Raw genomic sequence first — 19,383 nt, 5'->3', positions numbered from 1 at the left:
CGAACCTGGAAGCTAAGGCCCGGCACGGCGATGGTACTGCACCCGACAGGGTGTGGGAGAGTAGCACGCCGCCGCAATTATTCTTTTCGAGAACCCCGGACCAATGGTCCGGGGTTCTCCCATATCCACACACAAACACAAAAAACATCCGCGAAAAACCGAACGCCGACAAATACACGGCAAGCGACTACCATACCAATCATGCACTTCTTTACGCCCAAGCGTTGTACGTCATCATCGAAGATCATGTATCACGACAAGGCACAGGCCGAACGCGCGGCGGAACAAAGCTTCATCGAACGCGGTGCACGACTCTGGGTATATCGCTGCCAATACTGCGGCACATGGCATCTGACCAGCCATTCGCCGGAAAACTCATGGGTGCATGTGCCGTTGAACCAGCAGATCAAGCCACACTCGCGCAAGAAAGGCTACAAGCCGCGGCGCCGCTAACAATTCATAGAGGTTTACTCAGGCGACAGATGAGGCGTACATTTCGCGATACACTCAAGGCACCAGCTGACGCTGGCCTCGCAGCCTTGGCGGCTGCTCGCATCGCCTACGGGCAGTCCACTGGACTGCCCGCTTAACGGCTCAGCGGCCTCGCTTCGGCATTTGATTGCGAAGCATATCAAATGCCTTCGCTGCCTACGATCGCGAAACGTACACCTCATCTGTCGCTAGGCGGATACTCTATGGGGTGGCGGCTACTGGTGTGATAGCGGGAGCGCGGGGTCAGCGATCCAGGCGGAAACCCTGACGGGCTGCCGGCTCGCCAACAGTACGGCCATCCATGTTGGCCACGGCGTTGTTGGCGATCTGATCGCTGAACGCGTCGACCGGGCGCTCCGTGTTGCGCAGATCATAGTACTTATGCACATCCGCATCGAAATCAGCAAGAGTTGTCAACAATTCATCGGAACTCTGGGGATATTCATTCTCGAAGAACTGCACGCTCTTCGGCATACGAGGCTTCAACGCCGGCTCCTGAGCGGGCTTGCCGATCGCCAGACCCAGCACAGGATACGTGTACTTCGGCAGCTTCAGCAATTCGATAAGTCCATCCACGTCGTTGAGCAGCGAACCCAGAATCACACAGCCGAGGCCCAGCGAATACGCGGCGGTCTCCATCGCATGCAGCGCCAGAACGGCGTCGTTCTGGGCCTGTGAGAAGCGATAGCTTCCATTGAGCGTAAACGCGTCCGAATCCACGTCCACGCCCTTTGCGGCGGCGATCTGTGCGTTGCGGTGCTCGTCCAGCACGAACACGTACAGCAGCGGCGCCTGCGCGATATACGGCTGCCCGCCGATTTCGGCAAGTTTTGCGGCAACGTCAGGGTCGGTCACACGAATTGCGGACCAATCATTGAGATACTGGCTGGACGCGGCGTGCTGCGCCACGGATTCCAACGTATCGACGACATCGGCAGGAATGGGTTCATCGGCGAACGCGCGAATCGAACGACGATTCAGCAGCGTCTCGATGGTCGGATTATGAAGATCATATGTGGTGTTTGCCATGACTAAATTGTGTCACCGATGGCGGCCAAAACAGTAGATTATTTCATCATCGGTGAAGCGATTGAAGCGGTGAAGCGGTGAAGGACGGATGGACGCTTGAGTATGGATGCCTAAGTATGGCTGAACGGGTGTGACGGTTATCACCAGTTGTATGGTGATTATTGGAATAACTTTGGGGATATCCAGGGATATGGGAGTCCCCTGAGAGGGCTCCTTTCAGATATACAACCTGTGACGGTTGCTCTCTTTGCGAAGAGGAGTAGCGGAGGAAGGGGAGAGAGGCCGCTGAAGCTAACGGTTCCTGCGATGACGACGGTTGACCAACGCCTGGGACCCGTGTTCGCTGGCCTGGGAGACCATCGCTCCCACCGCAGCCGAAAGACCGGCGAACACGGCCGAATTCACCATGCCGCGCACGACGCCGATCTTCGGCGCGTGCTTCGGCGTGCCATGGTTCCACATCAGTTCCAACGCCTTGCTGGCCACGAAACCGGCGGCTGCGGGGAATACGACCTTCATCATCTTGTCAATCGCGTCATCGGGATCGGCTTCAAATTTGGTACGCATGTCGGTCACTTTCTCATTGAAGGCATCGATGCCCTCCACGATATCGCGCGCGGTCGGGCTCAATGCATCTTCACGGGAATCAGTCATGAACACCATTATTCCATGATTCCAATTTGTGGGTCTGTCGGGTCGCGAAAACATGAATGTGGGTCTATGCGTTCACAAAGATGGGGTTTTCGACTTCTTCGTGAACGCATAGACCCACAAACCCACTAATAAACGTCGATTACAGTTCGGCGAGACGTTCCTTGATGGCATCGACGATGACCGGGTCGTCCTCCATCGTCGGCAGGAACACGGTATCGTCGTTCAACGCCTCCACGCGGGCCTTGATCTTATTCGCCAGACGACCATCCGTAAGGAACAGACGCTCCACGATCAGCGGGCCCTGCGCCTCCGGATGCGTCAACGTGTCCTCGATGCGCGGCGAACCGATATGATTCGTGCAGATGATCGGCACACCGATACGATGCTCGACATCCTCTGCAAGCTCGGTCAGCTGCTCGAACGGCTCCGGGAAATGCGGCGTGCCATGCGCCACCAGCAGCACCTTGCGACCCGGATATTCCTTCACCGCCTTGCCCAGCAAATCCACCAGATAATCATGGACGGCCTTCGTCGTGGCCAGCGGCTCCGTCACCTCAAGCGTGACGTTCGGATCGATGACCTCACGGGTACGCTGCGGAATATCCCAACGCATATGCGTCGCCGAATACAACAGCACCGGCACGATGACCAGATGATCGTTATCGGCCTGCAGCGCGCGGATGCCATCCTCCAACGTCTGCTCATCTCCCTCAAGGAACGCGATGCGACCGGTCTGACCGGCATCCCTGATGAAATCGCCCAGCAGTTCGAGATTCGACTCGGGAATCTTGCCGCGACGGCCATGCAGGACGTAGAGATAGCCGGTGGTCATGGGATGCTCCTTTGCTTGGATGCTGAGTTGTTCGTGTAACTGTATTGTACGGTGGCACCAATGAATGGCGCCGCGAGGATATGCAATGCTCGACACACTCAAGGCCGTTCGGCCCCGGAGCCGGACAAGCCGGCTCCTAGCTTACGGTCGAGCATCGCATATCCCCGCGGCACCTAGGTGATTGCGACGATGGACGGAATCATGGTGACGCTATGACCACCGTATCCCTGACTGAGGGTGGGACTATTCGGCGAGGGTCTTGGCGAGTTCCTTGATCTTTTCGATGGCGTCGTCGTCGGGGGCGAGCTCGATCTTCAGCGGCTCGGCCACCAGTTCGGCGCCGTCCTCCTTGAGGAGCTTCTCGAAGATGTCGACCGCGGCGCAGAAGTGCGGGTAGCTGGTGTCACCCGTACCCAGCACGGCGACCTTCTTGCCGGACAGGTCGTAGCCGTCGAGATCGTCGTAGAAGTCCACGATGCCGCCGGGCACCTCGCCGTTGTCGCCGTCGCTCCAGCTGGCCACGACATAGTTGTCGGCGTCGTCGAAGAACTCGTCGACCTCCACACCGTCCTCGGCGTCGAACACCTCGACGTCCTGATCGAGGTCCTGCAGCGCCTCCTCAAGAAGCTCGACGGCCTCCTTGGTGTTGCCAGTCGCGCTGGTGAAGATGATCTTGGTGCTCATTATTTCAGTACCTCCGTTGCGGGTAGGGTTGCGGTGTAATTGTTCAAAACTTCCTGGAAGTGATCGGTGCCGGTACGCGAGTAGTACTCGTAGAACGTCTCGGACCCCTCATGGTTGTCGCGGTAGTCGGCCAGCAGCGCCGAGATGGAATCGGCCAGCTGAGCCTGGGAGAACGTGCCCTTCAGCTGTTCGTTGAAATGGCCGCCGTTCACCAGGCTGCCGCCCACCGACAGCTTGAAGCCCGGCACATGCTGACGGTCGGGAGTACGGGCGTGCACGCCCTCCACGCCGATGTCGGCGATGGAGCGGTGCGCGCAGTTGTTGCCGCAGCCGGTCATCGTCACGTTCAGCGGGCTGTCGAACGAGAAGCGGTTGTCGAGCTCCTCGACCAGCGGCTTGAAGATGGACTTCGTGAGCGTGTTGGCCAGGTTGCAGTATTCGGCGCCCGTGCAGGTGTTGCCGTAGTCGGCGATCAGGTGCGGATGCAGCGAGAACTTCTCGAAGATCGGCAGTGCCTCGACCTCCTTGATCTTGTCCGCGGGGATCCACGGGATGATCATGTTCTGGCAGTGGTCGAAACGAATCTCGTCCTTGCCGTACTCGCGGGCCACATCCACCAGCGCCTTGAAGTCGTCGGCCGAAATGCGGCCCGACGGCACGGAGACGCCGATGTAGTAGAAGTCCTTCTGCTTCTGGCGGTGAACGCCGAGCGCATTGCCGTTGTTCCAGCCCTTGGTGCGGTCACGTCCCTTGGTCTGCAGATCGGGCATGTACTCGCGCACCTTGTCCTCGAACTTCTCCGCGCCCCAGTCCTTGACCAGGAACTTCAGGCGGGCCTTCGAGCGGCTGCGACGATAGCCGTAGTCACGATAGATGCGGCAGACCACCTCGGCGACGTCGGCCACGCGGTCCGGCGTCACGAAGATGTTCAGCTGCTGGGCGAGATACGGCTTCATGCCGAGACCGCCGCCGACCTTCACGTTGAAGCCCTTGACCGTATGACGGCCGATGCGCTTCGTGGCCGGCACGAACGCGAGGTCGTTGATCTCGGCGTCGGCCGCGTTGTACAGGTTGCTGCTGATGGAGATCTTGAACTTACGCGGCAGGTTCGAGTAATCGTAGTTGCCCTGGAAGCGGCGGTACACGTCGAGCACCGTCTGACGGGTGTCGAACAGTTCGTCGGGATCGATGCCCGACAGCGTGTTGTCGATGACGTTACGCGTGATATCGCCCTCGGCGCCGACCGTCGTCAGACCGACGTTCTCGATGCCGGCGAAGATGTCGACCAGCTCGGCGAAGGGAATCCAATGGTATTGCACCGCCTGACGGGTCGTCAGATCGATGACGCCATGCGCATAGTGCTCGCCGATCCACGCGATGTGATCGGCCTGCTTGATGTTGATGCGGCCGCCGGGAATCTTGATGCGCATCATGAAGTAGCCCTCGTCCTGCGGCTTCTGCACCGTCAGGCCGGCGTACTTGAAGTACATGAAGTAGCTCTTGTCGACCTCGGAGAACGGCTTCTTCACCAGCTCGGGAAGGTCCTTGAACACGTCAAGGCCGTCCTCCTTGAGCTTGCTGATCTCATTGGCGTTCAGTTTCTGATCCGCCCAGGTTGCGATGTAACTCATGACCCCGGCTCGTCCCCTTCCGTCGCGTTGCCGTCGGTGTCGGTGTCGGTTCCGGCATCGGCGACGACTGGCCCTGTAATGTCTGTAACAAGACGGAAGCGTACAAATCGGCGAGGGTGGCTGTCAAAACGGACGACGGACGCTAAAAACGCTGAAAAACGTTGGAATTGCAACGATTATGAGATGTCGGTCATGTTACGACGGTGCCGAATGCGGTGACGGTTCTATTTGTGAGTCGTTATCAATCGTTGGAATTGCAACGATTTGCGGGAATGAGGCATCGTTTCGCCAACGGGGTTGAATCCGTATACTGACGCGTATCATCAACCGTTTTTCATGATTATGGGGGATATCCAGACTATGAGCACTACCGACAATACGGCCGCGGTCGCGGCCGACGGCGTGACCGGCAGCGACGAACTCGTCGACGTCGTGGTGATCGGCGGAGGCCCGATCGGCATGTTCACGGCGTTCTACTCGGCCATGCGCAATCTCAGCGTGCAGCTCATCGACAGCCTGCCGCAGCTGGGCGGCCAGGTGGCGGCGCTCTATCCGGAAAAGCCGATTCACGACATCGCCGGCTTCGTCTCCGGCACCGGCGCCGAACTCATCGCCAATCTGCAGAAGCAGATCGACTCGTTCGGCGACCGCATCGACGTGCATGTGAACGAGGAGGTGCAGGGGCTGAATCGTCTTGACGACGGCACGTTCGTTCTGACGACGAAGACCCGCTCCGTGCACACGCGCAGCGTGATCGTGGCCATCGGCAGCGGCGCGTTCGCTCCCCGACCGCTTGCCATCGACTACGACCGTGATGGGCTCGACGGCAGCAAGGTGTTCTACTTCGTCAAACGACTGGCCGACTTCGAAGGCAAGAACGTGGTTGTGGCCGGCGGCGGCGACGCGGCCATCGACTGGGCGCTGGAACTCGAGAAGATCGCGGCCCATGTGACGCTCGTCCACCGTCGTGACAACTTCCGTGCGCTGGAATCCAGCGTGGCGCAGCTCAGGGAATCGTCGGTGGAGATTCTGACCCCGTACAAGTTCGTGGACGTGGTGGATGAGGGCGAGGGCGCGGGATTGCGCATCGACCTGGCACAGGTGAAGGGCGACGACCAGCCCTCGCTGCACGTCGACGCACTGCTCGTGAACTACGGATTCACGTCGGACAACCATCTGCTGCGCGACTGGGGCCTGCCGGTCAAGCGCGGCGATCTGCAGGTGAACGAGTTCCTCGAGACCGAAATCCCCGGTATCTATGGCGTGGGCGACGCGGTGAACTATCCGGGCAAGGTGAAGCTCATCTCCGCGGGCTTCGGCGAGGTGCCGCGTGCGGTGAACCACCTTTCGGAGGAGCTGTACCCCGATCGCAAGCAGCCGCTGCACAGCTGATTGCGCGCTGATTGCGTGGCAGGGAACGCGGGCAACGTGATGTATTGCGTTTCGTGACGTGGTTGTGCGGCACGGAACGATGAAAAGGTCTTTTCTTACGTTCCGTGACAGAATAGACGCCCATACGAAACGAGGACCGTTGGAATTCCAACGGTCCTCTTGTTGTATATGGGCGTCGACTTGGCAGGGAATGATGATTATGGAGGATTTCGCGTTCCGTGACATAAAAACATGGCACGGAACGCAGGTCCAAAGGTTCCCCGCGTTCCGCACCAGAGAGGCGTTGTGTATTCCTCCCCTCAGTCCCTCAGTCGGCTGCGCCGACGGCTCCCCGGAACCATATGGCTGCGACGGTTCCGCTTATTCATCCTGAGCGGGGTGCGAGACGCGGAGTCGAAGGATTGCTGTGTGGATGGTTCAAGATCCTTCGACTCGCTGACGCTCGCTCGGGATGGCAGAGAGACGGAATTACTCGCAGAACTCGTGGTCGGCCCAGGTGAGGACCTCGTCGAGGATGTCGAGCTGTTCGTTGAGCTCGTCCTCGGTGATGATGAGCGGCGGGCAGACGTTGAGGTTCGATTCGCGGCCGAACGTGTAGAAGCCGCGCTTCTTCAGCTCGGCGAAGATGGCCGGCATGCGGCCGTTCGCCGTATGGTACGGGGCAAGCAGCTCGCGGGTCTGCTTGTCCTTCACCAGCGTGAGCGCGGCGAACAGGCCGATGCAGCGGGCCTCGCCCACGCAGGCGTGACGCTCGGCGAACTCCTCAAGCCGCGGCTTGAGCACGTCTTCGAGCTGCTTCACATGGGCGCAGATGTCGTTGTCGAGATAGTACTGCGTGGCGGCAACGCCGGCGGCGCATGCCAGCGGATGGCCGGAATACGTCAGACCGCAGGGAAGCGGATGGCTTTCGAAGAACTTCGAGATTTCCTTGCTGGCGATAACGCCGCCGAGCGGCACCATCGCGCCGGTCACACCCTTGGCGAACGTGACGAGATCGGGAACGAGGTCGAAGTTCTGCCAGGTGAACATCTTGCCGGAGCGGGCGAAACCGGCCATCACCTCGTCGCAGATGAGCAGGATGCCGTTCTTATGGCACAGCTCGGCCACACCCTCCATGTAGCCCTTCGGCGGGATGAGCACGCCGTTCGCGCCGACGATCGACTCCATGAGCACCGCGGCGATGGTTTCCGGACCCTCATAGGCGATCTGCTGTTCGAGTTGATGCAGGTACTGACGGGTGCAGCGCTCCTCGTCCTCCGGCGTGCGGTCGAAACCGTCCTCATACACGCTCGGATTGAGGAAGTGCACGAACGACGGCGCGGCACCGCCGGTCTCGTAGGCGAAACGGCGCCAGTCGCCGCTGGCGAACGCCGAACCCAGAGTGGAGCCGTGGTACGAACGGTAGCAGGAAAGAATCTTCGGACGACCCGTGTAGAAGCGGGCGATCTCGATGGCGTTCTCGTTGGAATCCGAGCCGCCAAGCGTGAAGAAGACCCGCTGGAAATGCTCGGCTCCGGCGATCTCGACCAGCAGCCTCGCCAGCTTGCCGCGCGGCTCGACCGCGAAGCTCGGTGCGATGTAGCACAGTTCGTCGGCCTGCTTCTTGATGGCGTCGACGACGACCTGATTCTGATGGCCGAGGTTCGAACAGACCATCTGCGAGCTCATGTCGGCGTAGCGCTTGCCGTCATAGTCCCAGAAGTAGATGCCCTCCGCGCGCTTGACGGGCGTGGCCGGGGCACCCTGCTTGGCCCACGGCTGCAGCACATATTCCTCGTGGAGTCGAGCGACTTCCTCACCGCTCAAATCACTCATATCAACATCCCCTTCGTATGAAATCAACGATTGAAAACACTACGGTCGCCGTAGGCTGATTGGCAGTATACGCGGGAAACAGGTGATGGGAAAAAGATGATGGGCGCCTGTGTTTGCTAGGGAAATCAGGCATTGGTAATACGTCATAGCGAAAGCCTATAAGCGTTTTTGCCGTATCCGGCGATAGGGCCATGCGGCGGGATTAAGGTGGAGAGCAAGCTTTCCGGTTGGTTGGGAAAGCCGGGGATTTCAAGACGTTACGAGGATTCCGGCCGGTCGCCGCCTCGTAACGTGCAACGAAACGCCATGGCATGGCGGAAAACGGAACGCCGACGGATGGCGGCGACGCGCGATCGGAAACGCAGAAGGGGACGAACACATGACCGCAGTAAGCTTGCCCGCCGGCAAGGTGAAGGAGCGCATCCGCTCCATCGCGCCGACGCCGGGGAACGGTGCCGTCGCACGACGGAAGCTGCCGATCGGCAAGGTGCAGGGACTGATCTCGCTGCTGGTATTCGTGGCCGCATGGTGGGCCGTGACGGCGGCGAAGCTCGTCAACCCGTTGTATCTTCCCAGTCCGGGTGCCGTATGGAACGCGTTCGTGCGCGCCAACACCTGCAATCCCATCGCGGCCGGCTCCACACGCATCGTCTGCGGTGTGCAGCAGTACTTCCTCTGGCAGCATCTGCTGATGAGCCTTGAACGCATCGGCGTGGGACTCGCGCTGTCCATCGTCGTCGGCGTGGTGCTGGGCTTCGTGCTTTCCGGCGTGCGCTGGCTGAACCGGCTCATCATGCCGTACATCAACTTCGTTCGCGCTCTGCCGCCGCTGGGCTACATCGGTCTGCTCATCGTGTGGTTCGGCATCGGCGACACCACGAAGATCTGGCTGCTGTTCCTTGCCGCGTTCCCGCCGATCGTGCTCGCCACCATCGACGGGCTGAAAAGCGTGAACCGCGACCGCATCAACTCCGCGCTGTCGCTTGGCGCCAACCGCGCACAGCTGGTGGCCCTGGTCATGTTCCCGAGCGCGCTGCCATCGGTGCTGAACGGCATTCGTCTGGCCGTCGGCTTCGCGTGGACGACCGTCGTGGCGGCCGAGCTCAACAACGGCATCCCGGGCATCGGCGCATTGGCATATCTTTCCGGCACGGAGATGAACACGCCGCTGACCATCGCATGCATCCTCGTGATTGGTATTGCGGCGCTGGCGCTTGACGGCATCATCCAGCTCATCATCCGCGTGCTTACGCCGTGGGTCGGCAAGGAGTAGGGCCTCCTGTTGCGACTCCCCTTGCCGAGGGAGCCGATGCTGTGGAACATAGGAACAACTTGGGGGATAACCATGTCTATCGGATCGCATAACGCGATAACGCGCAAGGCACTGTCGCTGCTGGCCGTGGGGGCGGCCGTGCTGTCGATGGCGGCCTGCGGGCAGATGAAGACGGCCGACGAATTGGCGGGGAACACCGGCGGTGCGGCATCCGGCGCATCATCATCGAAATGCCCGACCGACGTGAACAACGACTTCACCGGCACCGTCCGCGTGGGATGGCAGTCGATTCCGAACGCCGACCTGGTGGTCAAGGACCAGAAGCTGCTCGAAAACTGCCTGCCCAAAGCCAAGATCGAATGGAGTCAGTTCAATTCGGGAGCCGACGTATTGCAGGCGTTCGGCGCGAAGTCGCTGGACATCGCGTTGCTGGGATCCAGCCCGTCGGTCAAGGCCGTGAGCAAGCCGCTCGATCTGCCGGTGCAGGTCATCTGGATCAATGACGTGATCGGTGAGGCCGAATCGTTGGTCACCCGCGATTCCGGGGTGTCGTCCATCAAGGACCTCAAGGGCAAGACGATCGCCGTGCCGTTCGGCTCGACTTCGCATTTCTCGCTGCTGTCGGCATTGTCCGACGCCGGACTGAACGACTCCGACGTGAAGCTCGTCAATCTCGACCCGGACAAGATGCCCGCCGCTTGGCAGCGCGGCGAAATCGACGCCGCCTGGGTATGGGATCCGGTGCTCAGCGAACTCAAGTCCAACGGCGGCAAGACCGTGACGTCAAGCGCCGAAACCGCGAAGACCGGCGCCCCGACCTACGATCTCGAACTCGCGACCAGTGCGTTTGTCAAGGCGAATCCGGGCGTAGTCAAGACCTGGACGGCAGTGGAGAACCATGCCGTCGGCCAGGTGCGCGACGGTGACGCGGCCGCTATCGACTCCATCGCCGTGCAGCTGAACGAAAAACCCGATCAGGTCAAGCAGCAGGTCAAGGGCTATGAGTACCAGACCGCCGCCGACCAAGAGAAGAGCTTCGAGCAATTGCCCGACGTGTTCGCCAAGACCGCCAAGTTCCTCAAGGCGCAGGGCGGCGTGGACTCGGTGAACAGCAGCTATGATTCGGCATTCTATTCCGACGCCATCAAGGAGGTTTCCGCCAAGTGAGCGACAGCGAGAGCAACGTATCGGCTGCGGCCGGTGTATCGGGCGGCGTGGCCACGAATGGCGCGCCGAACGACGACGTAGCCGTCGACATCCGGCACGTCGTCAAACGGTTCCATACCGACCGCGGCGAGGACGTGACGGCGTTGAACGACATCAACTTCGCCATTCGCCAGCACGACTTCATCACCGTCGTCGGACGTTCCGGCTGTGGCAAGACTACGCTGCTCAACATGCTCGCCGGATTCGAGAAGCCGACGGAGGGCGAGATCGTCATCGGTGGAGAGCCGGTCAAAGGCCCCAGTCCCAAGCGCGGCGTCGTGTTCCAGAAGCCGCAGTTGTATCCGTGGCTCAACGTTCGACGCAACGTGGAATTCGGCATGAAGGTGCAGGGCGTCGACGCGGCTTCGCGTGCTCGGACGGCCAAGGAATATCTGCATATCGTCGGTCTCGCCGACGCGGCGGACCGCAAGCCGTACGAGCTTTCCGGCGGCATGCAGCAGCGCGCGCAGATAGCGCGCGTGCTGGCCGCCGACCCCGACATCGTGCTGATGGATGAGCCGTTCGGCGCATTGGACGCGTTGACCCGCGAAAATCTTCAGGTCGAACTGCGGCGCATCTGGCAGGAGAAACGCAAGACCGTGTTCTTCATCACCCACAGCGTGGACGAGGCGATATTCCTCGGCACACGCGTGATCGTGCTCAGCTCGCATCCCGGCACCGTGCTCATGGACATCCCCGTCGATATTCCGCGTGATCCGGAACATCCCGAGGATATCGAGGCGGTGCGTGCGACGCGGGAATACCGCGATCTGGTCACACGCGTGGATGCCGCGATCCACCAGTAGGACGGTGTTGGGGAGGTTGGCGAGGCGATAATGAGCGGGGTATTGCGGGAGTAGGTGGCGGACCCCCTCAGTCAGCTTCGCTGACAGCTCCCCCTGACAGGGGGAGCCAAGAAAAAAATGGTGAGCTTTATTGACAGCTGCCTCTGACGGGAAGCCGAGGCGAAAAACGGTGGGCTTTGCTGACGGATTTCCGGCCGAGGTGAGCTTCGCGGCAATAAAAAAGGCCGTGATGGTTGTCGTCACAATCATCACGGCCTTTTCAATGTGATTGGCTTGTTTCCTCGCCGGTCCGTCAATCTAGTCCGCGTAGAGAACGTAGGGCGGAGACGGCGTCGGAACAATGCCGGTCATGTCAGCGATTCAATCAGCCCTCGATGGCGATCTGGTGCTTGGTCTCGACCTCGGGCTTGGCCTCGATCTTCGGGACCTCCAGGCACAGCGTGCCGTTCTTGTACGAGGCGTGGATGTCGGATTCCTTCACGTCGTCGCCGACATAGAAGCTGCGAGAGCAGGTGCCGACGTAGCGCTCGCGACGCAGCCACTTGCCGGCGTCGTCCTTGTCGCCGTGGTCTTCGTCCTTATGGGCGGAGACGGTCAGATAGCCGTTGTTGAGCTCGACGTTGATGTCGTCCTTGTTGAAGCCCGGCATATCGATATCGACGTCGTACGCCTTGTCGGTCTCGCGAACATCAGTGCTCATCATCGTGGTGGGCGTAGCGGCCGCAGCGTTGTTACCAGCAGAACGCCAACCCTCGAAGAACGGGTCGTCAAACAGATCCGAGAACATCGTGTCATTCATCAAAGCCGGAAACATAGCCATAATCAATACTCCTTGAACTCAAATCTTGGAGTAGGGCGGGTTGGCTTCCCAAGCTCCCTTGCGGGTGCTCGGTTTATCGTGGCCGTCCTCGGAACCCCTTCCGGAGCTCCTGCCTTGTCCTTTCACTTCACCCAACCGGTATTCCCGAATGGTGTTCCCGAGTTTTACTGTGAGTGAAAAAGTTGAGTGGTGATGGCTCAAGTTTTGAGGGTTGGGTATTGGGGACTCCCCTCAGTCGGCTGCGCCGACAGCTCCCCTCTTACAAGAGGGGAGCCAGGAAGACGAGAAGCTCAAGTTTGGAGGGTGGTGGTGGCTCGCCTGTCGGCTCGCATTTTGCCTGCAAACGCCTCTGCCGTTTGCTTGACGGCAAAATCCCCTCAGTCATGCTGCGCATGACAGCTCCCCTCTTACAAGAGGGGAGCCAAGAAAAACCGAGGCTCAAGTTTTGAATTCAGTCCTCGTCGTCTTCGATGTCGTCGTCGTGATAGAGGGCGTCTGCGGCAAGGCCCGACGCGAGCACGTCGTCGCGGATGGCGTTGAACAGGTTGTCGTCGAGCTTGACGGAGCCCATGGGGTAGTCGCGGCCCAGGGCGTGATACTTGCCTTCGCCGAAACGGTGGTATTTCAACGGCTGATACGTGATGTTCGCCTCGCGGCCGCCAAGACCGTGCAGAAAATCGATGATGGCGGCGACGTCCTTGCGCGAATCGTTGAAGCCGGGGATGATCGGCGTGCGGACGAGCTTCGGAATCTCGGGATGGTCGGCGCATAGACGGGAGAAATTATCGAGGATGCGCTTGTTGCCGAAGCCGGTCCATTCACGATGATTGGCGTCGTCCATCGACTTGATGTCGAACAGGACATTGTCGAGATGCTCGGCGGCGCTCGCCAATGAGGCGTAGGGTGCGTAGCCGCAGGTCTCGATGGCCGTGGTGATGCTGCGGTCGTGCGCGCCGGCGAGCAGGTTCGTCAGGAACGCGCGGTGGGCGAGCGGTTCGCCGCCGGAGACCGTAAGGCCGCCGCCGGAACGGTCGAAGAAGACCTCGTCGCGTTCGACGACGTCGAGCACCTCGTCGACGGTCATCGGCTTGCCTTCAAGCGTGAGCGCCTTCGACGGGCACGACTTGGCGAACGCGGTGAGCTCGGTGAGGTCGAGCCGGTCGAGCTCGGGATGATTCAGTGTGATGGGGGATGCGGTGCTGTTCGTCGGGTCAACCCCCTCAGTCGGCTTCGCCGACAGCTCCCCCTGGGAGGGGGAGCCGGAAAAAGAGGAAGAGGCTTCGCCGGGTTTGGGGAAGCCGGAAGAAATGGGAGAGGCCGCGCCGGAATTGGACGCGACGGAGGAAAGAGGGGAGACGGCTGAGGGACAGGCGAGGGCGCAGCGGTTGCAGCCCATCGATGCGATGCATTTGTCGGCCACGTAGCTGACTTCGGGGCCGAACCGCTGCGACTCGGGATTGCTGCACCATGGGCAGCGCAGCGGGCAGCCCTTGAGAAACACGATGGTGCGGATGCCCGGCCCGTCGTGCAGCGAATAATGCTGGATGTTGAACACCAACGCCGAATCCTGCGGCATGAGCCGCCGCCATTCGCCGGTCGGGCGTGACGACTGCTCGCGGTCCGCGAGGATTCGGTCGGTGAGGGATTGCTGCATGACGGGATTTCTGTGAGGTGGTGGATGGTGGGTTGGGTGGGGTCAACTCCCCTCAGTCGGCTGCGCCGACAGCTCCCCTCAATCTTGAGGGGAGCCGGAGGAGACAAATGGTTGTGCGGCTCGCCTGTCGGCTCGCATTTTGCCTGCAAACGCCTCTGCCGTTTGCTTGGCGGCAAAATCCCCTCAGTCGGCTGCGCCGACAGCTCCCCTCAATCTTGAGGGGAGCCGGAGGGAATTGGGCTGAGGGAGCTAGAAAGCTTCCTGTTCGTTGCGGGAGATGAGCTCGTCCTGCAGGTCCTTCGACAGTTCGGTGAAGAACGCGGAGTAGCCTGCGATACGCACGATGAGGTTGCGGTACAGCTCAGGATGCTTCTGGGCCTCGCGCAGCGTCTCGTTGTTCATCACGTTGAACTGGACGTGCCACAGCTTGAGGTCACGCCAGGTCTCGATGAACTCCACGAGCTTCTCGGTGCCTTCCTTGCCGGCCACGCAGCCCGGCGACAGCTTGATGTTCAGCAGACGGCCGGCGTGCTCGTTGTGGTCGAAGTTCTTGGTCAGGTAGTTCGACAGCAGGATCGCGGTCGGGCCCTCGTGGTCGGCGCCCTGCGCGGCGGAGGAGCCGTCGGAGAGCGGCGTGAACGCCTGGCGTCCGTCCGGCGTGGCCGAAACGACCTTGCCGAAGGGCACATGGCTGGTGAACGGCACGAGGCGGATGTCCATGTGCACGCCGATCTGCTCGGAGTACTTGGCGGTGAACTCCTGCGCCGTGCGGTCGAGGATCTTGCCGATCTCGTCCGCGTACGGGTCGTCGTTGCCGTAGGCCGGGGCGTTCTTCAGCAGCTGGCGGATCACCTCGTAACCCTCGAAGTTGTGCTCGCAAGCCTCCTTGAGCTCATGCAGGCTGATCACATGCTCCTCGAACACCAGCTTCTTGATGGCGGCCAGCGAATCGATCACGGTCGCGTAGCCCATGTACTCGAGGTAGCCGAGGTCGATGCCTCCCGGGATCTTCGGCTGGTGCAGGTCGATGCACGAATCGCGGCACAGCTTCTGCAGCATCGAGCCCAGCGGCGTGGCGAAGTGCTCGGCGCGCAGGCGGATGATCTCGTGCTGCTGGATGAACGCGTGCTTGAGCAGGTTGTTCTGCTGCTTGAGGAACGCGGCGAACAGGTCGTCGAAGCTCTTGAAGTCCTCGAACTCGCCGGTCTGCAGGCCCAGCACCTCGTCGCCGTACTTGAGCATGCGGCCGTTGTACATCACCATCTCCAGCGCCGCGGCGAAGTTGATGTACGCGTTCGGGCTGGTGTAGGTGTCGCGGTTCGGCATGCGGCATTCGGCGCAGCCGGAGACCGAGTAGTCGAGGGCCTCGTCGAACTTCGCGCCCTTCGAGAGCAGCAGAGGCACCACGTCCTCGTCGTTGAGCAGCTTCGGGAAGCCCTCGCCGCTCTTGATGGTGCGGGCCACCTCGCGCAGGTAGCGCTTCGGGGAACGCGTGTGGATGCGGGCCGCCAGGTCGGGGTAGTTCAGCGGGAACTCGCGCTTGGACTTGAGCAGGATGTACGTCAGCTCGTTCGTGGCGTCGTAGCCCTCCGGGGTCTGGCCTCCGATGGTCACGGCCTCCCAGTGCGCGTAGCCCTCGTTGAAGGCGCCGCCGGCGTCGGAAAGGTAGAGGTCGATGTACTGGGCCATGTCGACCCACATGCATTCGAACAGCTCCTGCGCCTCGTCGGCCGTGATGCGTCCGGCCTCCTTGTCGGCCTTGTAGAACGGGTAGAGGTACTGGTCCATGCGGCCGTTGGAGATGATGGTGCCGGTCTTCTGCTCGATGCGGCTGAACAGCTGCGTGAACCACTGGCTCTGCATGGCCTCGTAGAACGTGCGGGCCGGATGCTCCGGCACCCAGCGGCAGGTCTCGGCGATGCGGCGCAGTTCGGCGGCGCGCTTCGGATCGCTTTCCTCGCCGGCCTGCTGCTCGGCCAGGTCGGCATGACGGTTGGCCCACAGAATGATGGCGTCGGCGGTCAGAATCTCCGCCTCGAGGAACGGCCTCTTCTCGCAGTTGTCGATGGGCGAGAACTCGTCGAGTTCGGCAAGACGGGCCTCGGCCTCGGCCTTCAGGCCGCCGAAGCCCTTCTTCAGCACGATGTCGTAGTCGTGCACCCACTGCAGGCTGGAGCGGAACGACGCGGTCTCGTTCACCACGTAGCGGGAGGTCAGCGCCTCGTCGGGATTGTAGGTGAGCTTCATCGTCTCGGGGCCGAGTGCCTTGGCCAGGTCCTCGTGGAAGGTCTTGCCCTTCCAGTACGGGGCGATGTCCTCGATGATGGTCTTCGCATCCTCGGGGTCGATGTCGAACGGCGAGCTTTCGCGCGTCGGCAGCTTCTTGATGGCCAGGTCGAGCGTATCGCCGTCGAGTTCCGGGTACAGCAGGCCGTAACGGCCCTCGCCGCCGCCGCGGCCGACGATCAGCTGGTCTTTGTCCACGTAGACCGTGGCCTTCTCGGCGTAGTGGTACAGCGCCTTGGCCCAGCGCAGCACGAGCGGCTCGCCTTCGGTCTGCTTGAAGCTTTCGGTGAACAGCAGGCCTCGTTCCACATCGACGTGCGGCTTCTCGGCGCGCACGCGGGCGAGGATATCGTTGGCGCGGGTGTGGTGCTCGAGCTTGACCGGCTTGTTCTCGATCTGCTCCTTGATTCGCGCCTCTTGCGGCGAAAGTACGGTGGTGGTCATCGATTTGTCTCCCATCAGTTCAGTGCTGCCGTATCCGAACATCCCAGCGAATACGGCAATAATTTCAGCCTAACGGCGGCATCGATGACGACGAGCCGTTTTACGCCGAATGCTGTATAGGAGTTGCTTATGATGCCTCATAAATCGTTGGAAATGCTGTGATTTACGGGATTGTGATGTCGGGGTCAACTCCCCTCGGTCGGCTGCGCCGACAGCTCCCCTCAATCTTGAGGGGAGCCAAGGGGTCTGCCGGCCGCGCGCGGCGGCCGCGGTCATAACCATTGCCTATGCCGGCTGCAAGAACGGCGGCGGCGGAACGAACGGTGAACGGCTATAACCAGCCGCTATAGTCAATCCGCCGATTTCGGCCGGTCGGCGGTGTTTTCGCCGCTACGATGGCAACCAACGACGACGCGGATGGGGGTTCGCAACGTCGTTTCGGAATCATCGGGGGAAGCCATAGGAAATCGGCAAAACCGATATATGGGGCCTGACGGCTTCAGGGGAAGCCGTCATCGCCAATGCCGCCGAGGATCCGGACAATGCAATCGCAACGACATCGATTGGGGGAACATGATGTCAGACAATCACACCACCACGCACGCCGACGTTACCGATGACGCCATCCGACTGCGGCTCTTCGTCAACGGCGAGATCCTCACCGCCAAGCCGGGATTCGAGGACGAGCCGCAGCCGCAGGCGCTGCTTACCGACGCCGACGGGCGCATCGCCTTCGTCGGCGACGAGGACGAGGCGCGCGCCCGCGCCGCCGACCTCGACGGCGTCGAGGAGCGCGACCTCGATGGCGCGGCCCTGCTGCCGGGGTTTATCGACGCGCACGGTCATCTTTCGGCCATCGCGCATTACTTCACCACCGCGGATCTGCATGATTCCGTGGACATCGACGACGTCGTGAACCGGCTGCGCGACTTCGCCGAACGCCGGCATATCGATGCCGGCGGCATCATCATCGGCAACGGATACGACCAGAACACGCTCGCCGGCGGACAGCATCCGACGCGGCACGATCTCGACCGCGTGTCGACGACCATACCGGTCGTCGCGGTGCACGTCTCCGGCCATGTACTCGCCGCCAACACCAAGGCGTTGGAGGTCAGCGGCATCCATCTCGACGACCCCGACCCGTTCGGCGGCACGTTCGGCCGCGACGAGAACGGACTCATCAACGGATTCGCCGCGGAAAAGGCGGCCTGGCGCATCCGCGCCGTCGCCGCCGAACGCAGCGTCGTGGACTTCGACGAACTCGGCGACGCCACCCAGGACGTCTATCTTTCCAACGGCATCACCACCGCCCAGGACGGAGCCTCCGGACGGCAGCCCATCGCCGATTTCGCACGGTTCGGCAACCGGCACGGACTGCGGCTCGACGTGGTCGCCTATCCGGTCAGCGGCAGGGACTCCGACGGCGTGCTCGACGATTACGCCACCTACGTGGGCAAGAACTATCACCACGGTCTGCGCATCGGCGGACTGAAGGTCGTGCTCGACGGCTCGCCGCAGGCCCGCACCGCATGGGTGACCGAGCCCTACACGCCCGGCCCGGAAGGAGAAGGCTACCGGGGAGGGCCCTCGGTGAGCGAGGAGGACGTCTACCAGGCCGCCCGCAGGACCATCGACAACAACCTGCAGCTCATCGTGCACACCAACGGCGACGCCGCCTCCGACCGCTTCCTCGACGCCTATGAGCGGGCGCTCACGGATTCGCCGAATCCCGGCAAACGCGACCTGCATCCGGTGATGATCCACAGCCAGCTTGCCCGCCGCGACCAGCTGGAACGGCTTGGCCGGCTCGGAGGCATCCCGTCGTTCTTCGTGGCGCACACCTGGTATTGGGGCGACGTGCATGTGAAGAACTTCGGCGCCCGACGCGGCGGACGCATCTCCGCCGCCGGCGACGCCAAACGACTGGGACTGCGCTACACGTTCCACAACGATTCACCGATCATCAAGCCGAACCTGCTCGACACCATCTGGGCCGGAGCCACGCGACGCACCAAAAGCGGACGCCAGCTCGACCTCGACCAGCGGGTGAGCGTGGCCGACGGCATCCGGGCCATCACGGCGAACGCCGCATACCAGTACGGCGAGGAACACAATAAAGGCACGTTGGAGGCCGGCAAGCTCGCCGACCTCGCCATCGTGGAGAAGAACCCGCTGTCGGTGCCGCTCGACGAGACCGGAGCGCCGGACGAAAGCCTGCGCGCGCTCAAGGTGCTGGAAACCATCAAGAACGGCCGCACGGCATGGGTTCGTGAAGCCTGATGGGGCGCGAAATCTGAGGGGACGGGAACCGTCTTCGGTTTTCATGGATTTGCCGGCCATGCGATGGGGGTCGCGGGGCCGG

15 protein-coding genes are annotated in these 19,383 nt (G+C 61.5%); 6 read left to right on the top strand and 9 right to left on the bottom strand.

Features of this window, described 5'->3' with window-relative positions; all coding sequences use genetic code 11:
- The first annotated feature begins 201 nt into the window (after positions 1–201).
- Entirely contained in the window at positions 202–453 is a 252-nt protein-coding gene (locus tag CS006_RS10310) for a hypothetical protein (protein ID WP_100511738.1), read from the top strand.
- 282 nt (positions 454–735) lie between these two features.
- Here the strand turns inward: CS006_RS10310 and CS006_RS10305 are convergent, their stop codons facing one another.
- From CS006_RS10305 to CS006_RS10285, 5 genes are all read right to left on the bottom strand, one after another.
- Positions 736–1,521, bottom strand: coding sequence for a nitroreductase family protein (locus CS006_RS10305; RefSeq protein ID WP_100511737.1), 786 nt, complete (start codon positions 1,519–1,521; stop codon positions 736–738).
- 291 nt (positions 1,522–1,812) lie between these two features.
- Positions 1,813–2,175 (bottom strand): DUF4235 domain-containing protein, encoded by a 363-nt coding sequence (locus tag CS006_RS10300; RefSeq protein WP_165777349.1) that lies wholly within the window; start codon positions 2,173–2,175, stop codon positions 1,813–1,815.
- 139 nt (positions 2,176–2,314) lie between these two features.
- Positions 2,315–3,007: a sirohydrochlorin chelatase gene (locus CS006_RS10295; protein WP_100511735.1), complete on the bottom strand. Its 693-nt coding sequence runs from the start codon at positions 3,005–3,007 to the stop codon at positions 2,315–2,317.
- 243 nt (positions 3,008–3,250) lie between these two features.
- Positions 3,251–3,691 (bottom strand): flavodoxin domain-containing protein, encoded by a 441-nt coding sequence (locus CS006_RS10290; protein WP_100511734.1) that lies wholly within the window; start codon positions 3,689–3,691, stop codon positions 3,251–3,253.
- Positions 3,691–5,322, bottom strand: a complete 1,632-nt coding sequence (locus tag CS006_RS10285) for a nitrite/sulfite reductase (protein WP_100511733.1) — start codon at positions 5,320–5,322, stop codon at positions 3,691–3,693. The genes CS006_RS10290 and CS006_RS10285 overlap by 1 nt, the downstream gene beginning before the upstream one ends.
- A gap of 360 nt (positions 5,323–5,682) precedes the next feature.
- Between CS006_RS10285 and CS006_RS10280 the strand changes: the two genes are divergently transcribed.
- Entirely contained in the window at positions 5,683–6,714 is a 1,032-nt protein-coding gene (locus CS006_RS10280; RefSeq protein ID WP_100511732.1) for an NAD(P)/FAD-dependent oxidoreductase, read from the top strand.
- A 468-nt stretch (positions 6,715–7,182) separates the two neighbouring features.
- On the opposite strand, the gene CS006_RS10275 is transcribed toward CS006_RS10280, so the two are convergent.
- On the bottom strand, positions 7,183–8,529 hold the full coding sequence (locus tag CS006_RS10275; RefSeq protein ID WP_100511731.1) for an aminotransferase class III-fold pyridoxal phosphate-dependent enzyme: 1,347 nt from the start codon (positions 8,527–8,529) through the stop codon (positions 7,183–7,185).
- Between the two features lie 379 nt (positions 8,530–8,908).
- Between CS006_RS10275 and CS006_RS10270 the strand changes: the two genes are divergently transcribed.
- The 3 genes from CS006_RS10270 to CS006_RS10260 all read left to right on the top strand — a co-directional run bounded on the left by CS006_RS10270 (position 8,909) and on the right by CS006_RS10260 (position 11,814).
- Positions 8,909–9,802 (top strand): ABC transporter permease, encoded by an 894-nt coding sequence (locus CS006_RS10270; protein WP_100511730.1) that lies wholly within the window; start codon positions 8,909–8,911, stop codon positions 9,800–9,802.
- 72 nt (positions 9,803–9,874) lie between these two features.
- Complete coding sequence (locus CS006_RS10265; RefSeq protein ID WP_207760048.1) at positions 9,875–10,969, top strand: taurine ABC transporter substrate-binding protein; 1,095 nt, start codon at positions 9,875–9,877, stop codon at positions 10,967–10,969.
- Positions 10,966–11,814, top strand: a complete 849-nt coding sequence (locus CS006_RS10260) for an ABC transporter ATP-binding protein (protein WP_207760047.1) — start codon at positions 10,966–10,968, stop codon at positions 11,812–11,814. The genes CS006_RS10265 and CS006_RS10260 overlap by 4 nt, the downstream gene beginning before the upstream one ends.
- Positions 11,815–12,178: 364 nt before the next feature.
- Here the strand turns inward: CS006_RS10260 and CS006_RS10255 are convergent, their stop codons facing one another.
- From CS006_RS10255 to hpsG, 3 genes are all read right to left on the bottom strand, one after another.
- A complete protein-coding gene (locus tag CS006_RS10255; protein WP_100511729.1) occupies positions 12,179–12,634 on the bottom strand; it encodes an Hsp20/alpha crystallin family protein in 456 nt (151 codons plus the stop codon).
- A 451-nt stretch (positions 12,635–13,085) separates the two neighbouring features.
- A complete protein-coding gene (locus tag CS006_RS10250) occupies positions 13,086–14,288 on the bottom strand; it encodes a glycyl-radical enzyme activating protein (protein ID WP_100511728.1) in 1,203 nt (400 codons plus the stop codon).
- Positions 14,289–14,537: 249 nt separating this feature from the next.
- A complete protein-coding gene (hpsG, locus tag CS006_RS10245) occupies positions 14,538–17,018 on the bottom strand; it encodes a (2S)-3-sulfopropanediol dehydratase (RefSeq protein ID WP_100511727.1) in 2,481 nt (826 codons plus the stop codon).
- A gap of 573 nt (positions 17,019–17,591) precedes the next feature.
- On the opposite strand from hpsG, the gene CS006_RS10240 reads away from it, so the two are divergent.
- On the top strand, positions 17,592–19,301 hold the full coding sequence (locus tag CS006_RS10240) for an amidohydrolase (protein ID WP_207760046.1): 1,710 nt from the start codon (positions 17,592–17,594) through the stop codon (positions 19,299–19,301).
- Positions 19,302–19,383: the final 82 nt, after the last annotated feature.

This window comes from Bifidobacterium primatium (genome assembly GCF_002802875.1).
GTDB lineage: Bacteria > Actinomycetota > Actinomycetes > Actinomycetales > Bifidobacteriaceae > Galliscardovia > Galliscardovia primatium.
The sequence above is the reverse complement of the archived record's forward strand: the minus strand, read 5'-3'. Positions and strand labels throughout refer to the sequence as shown.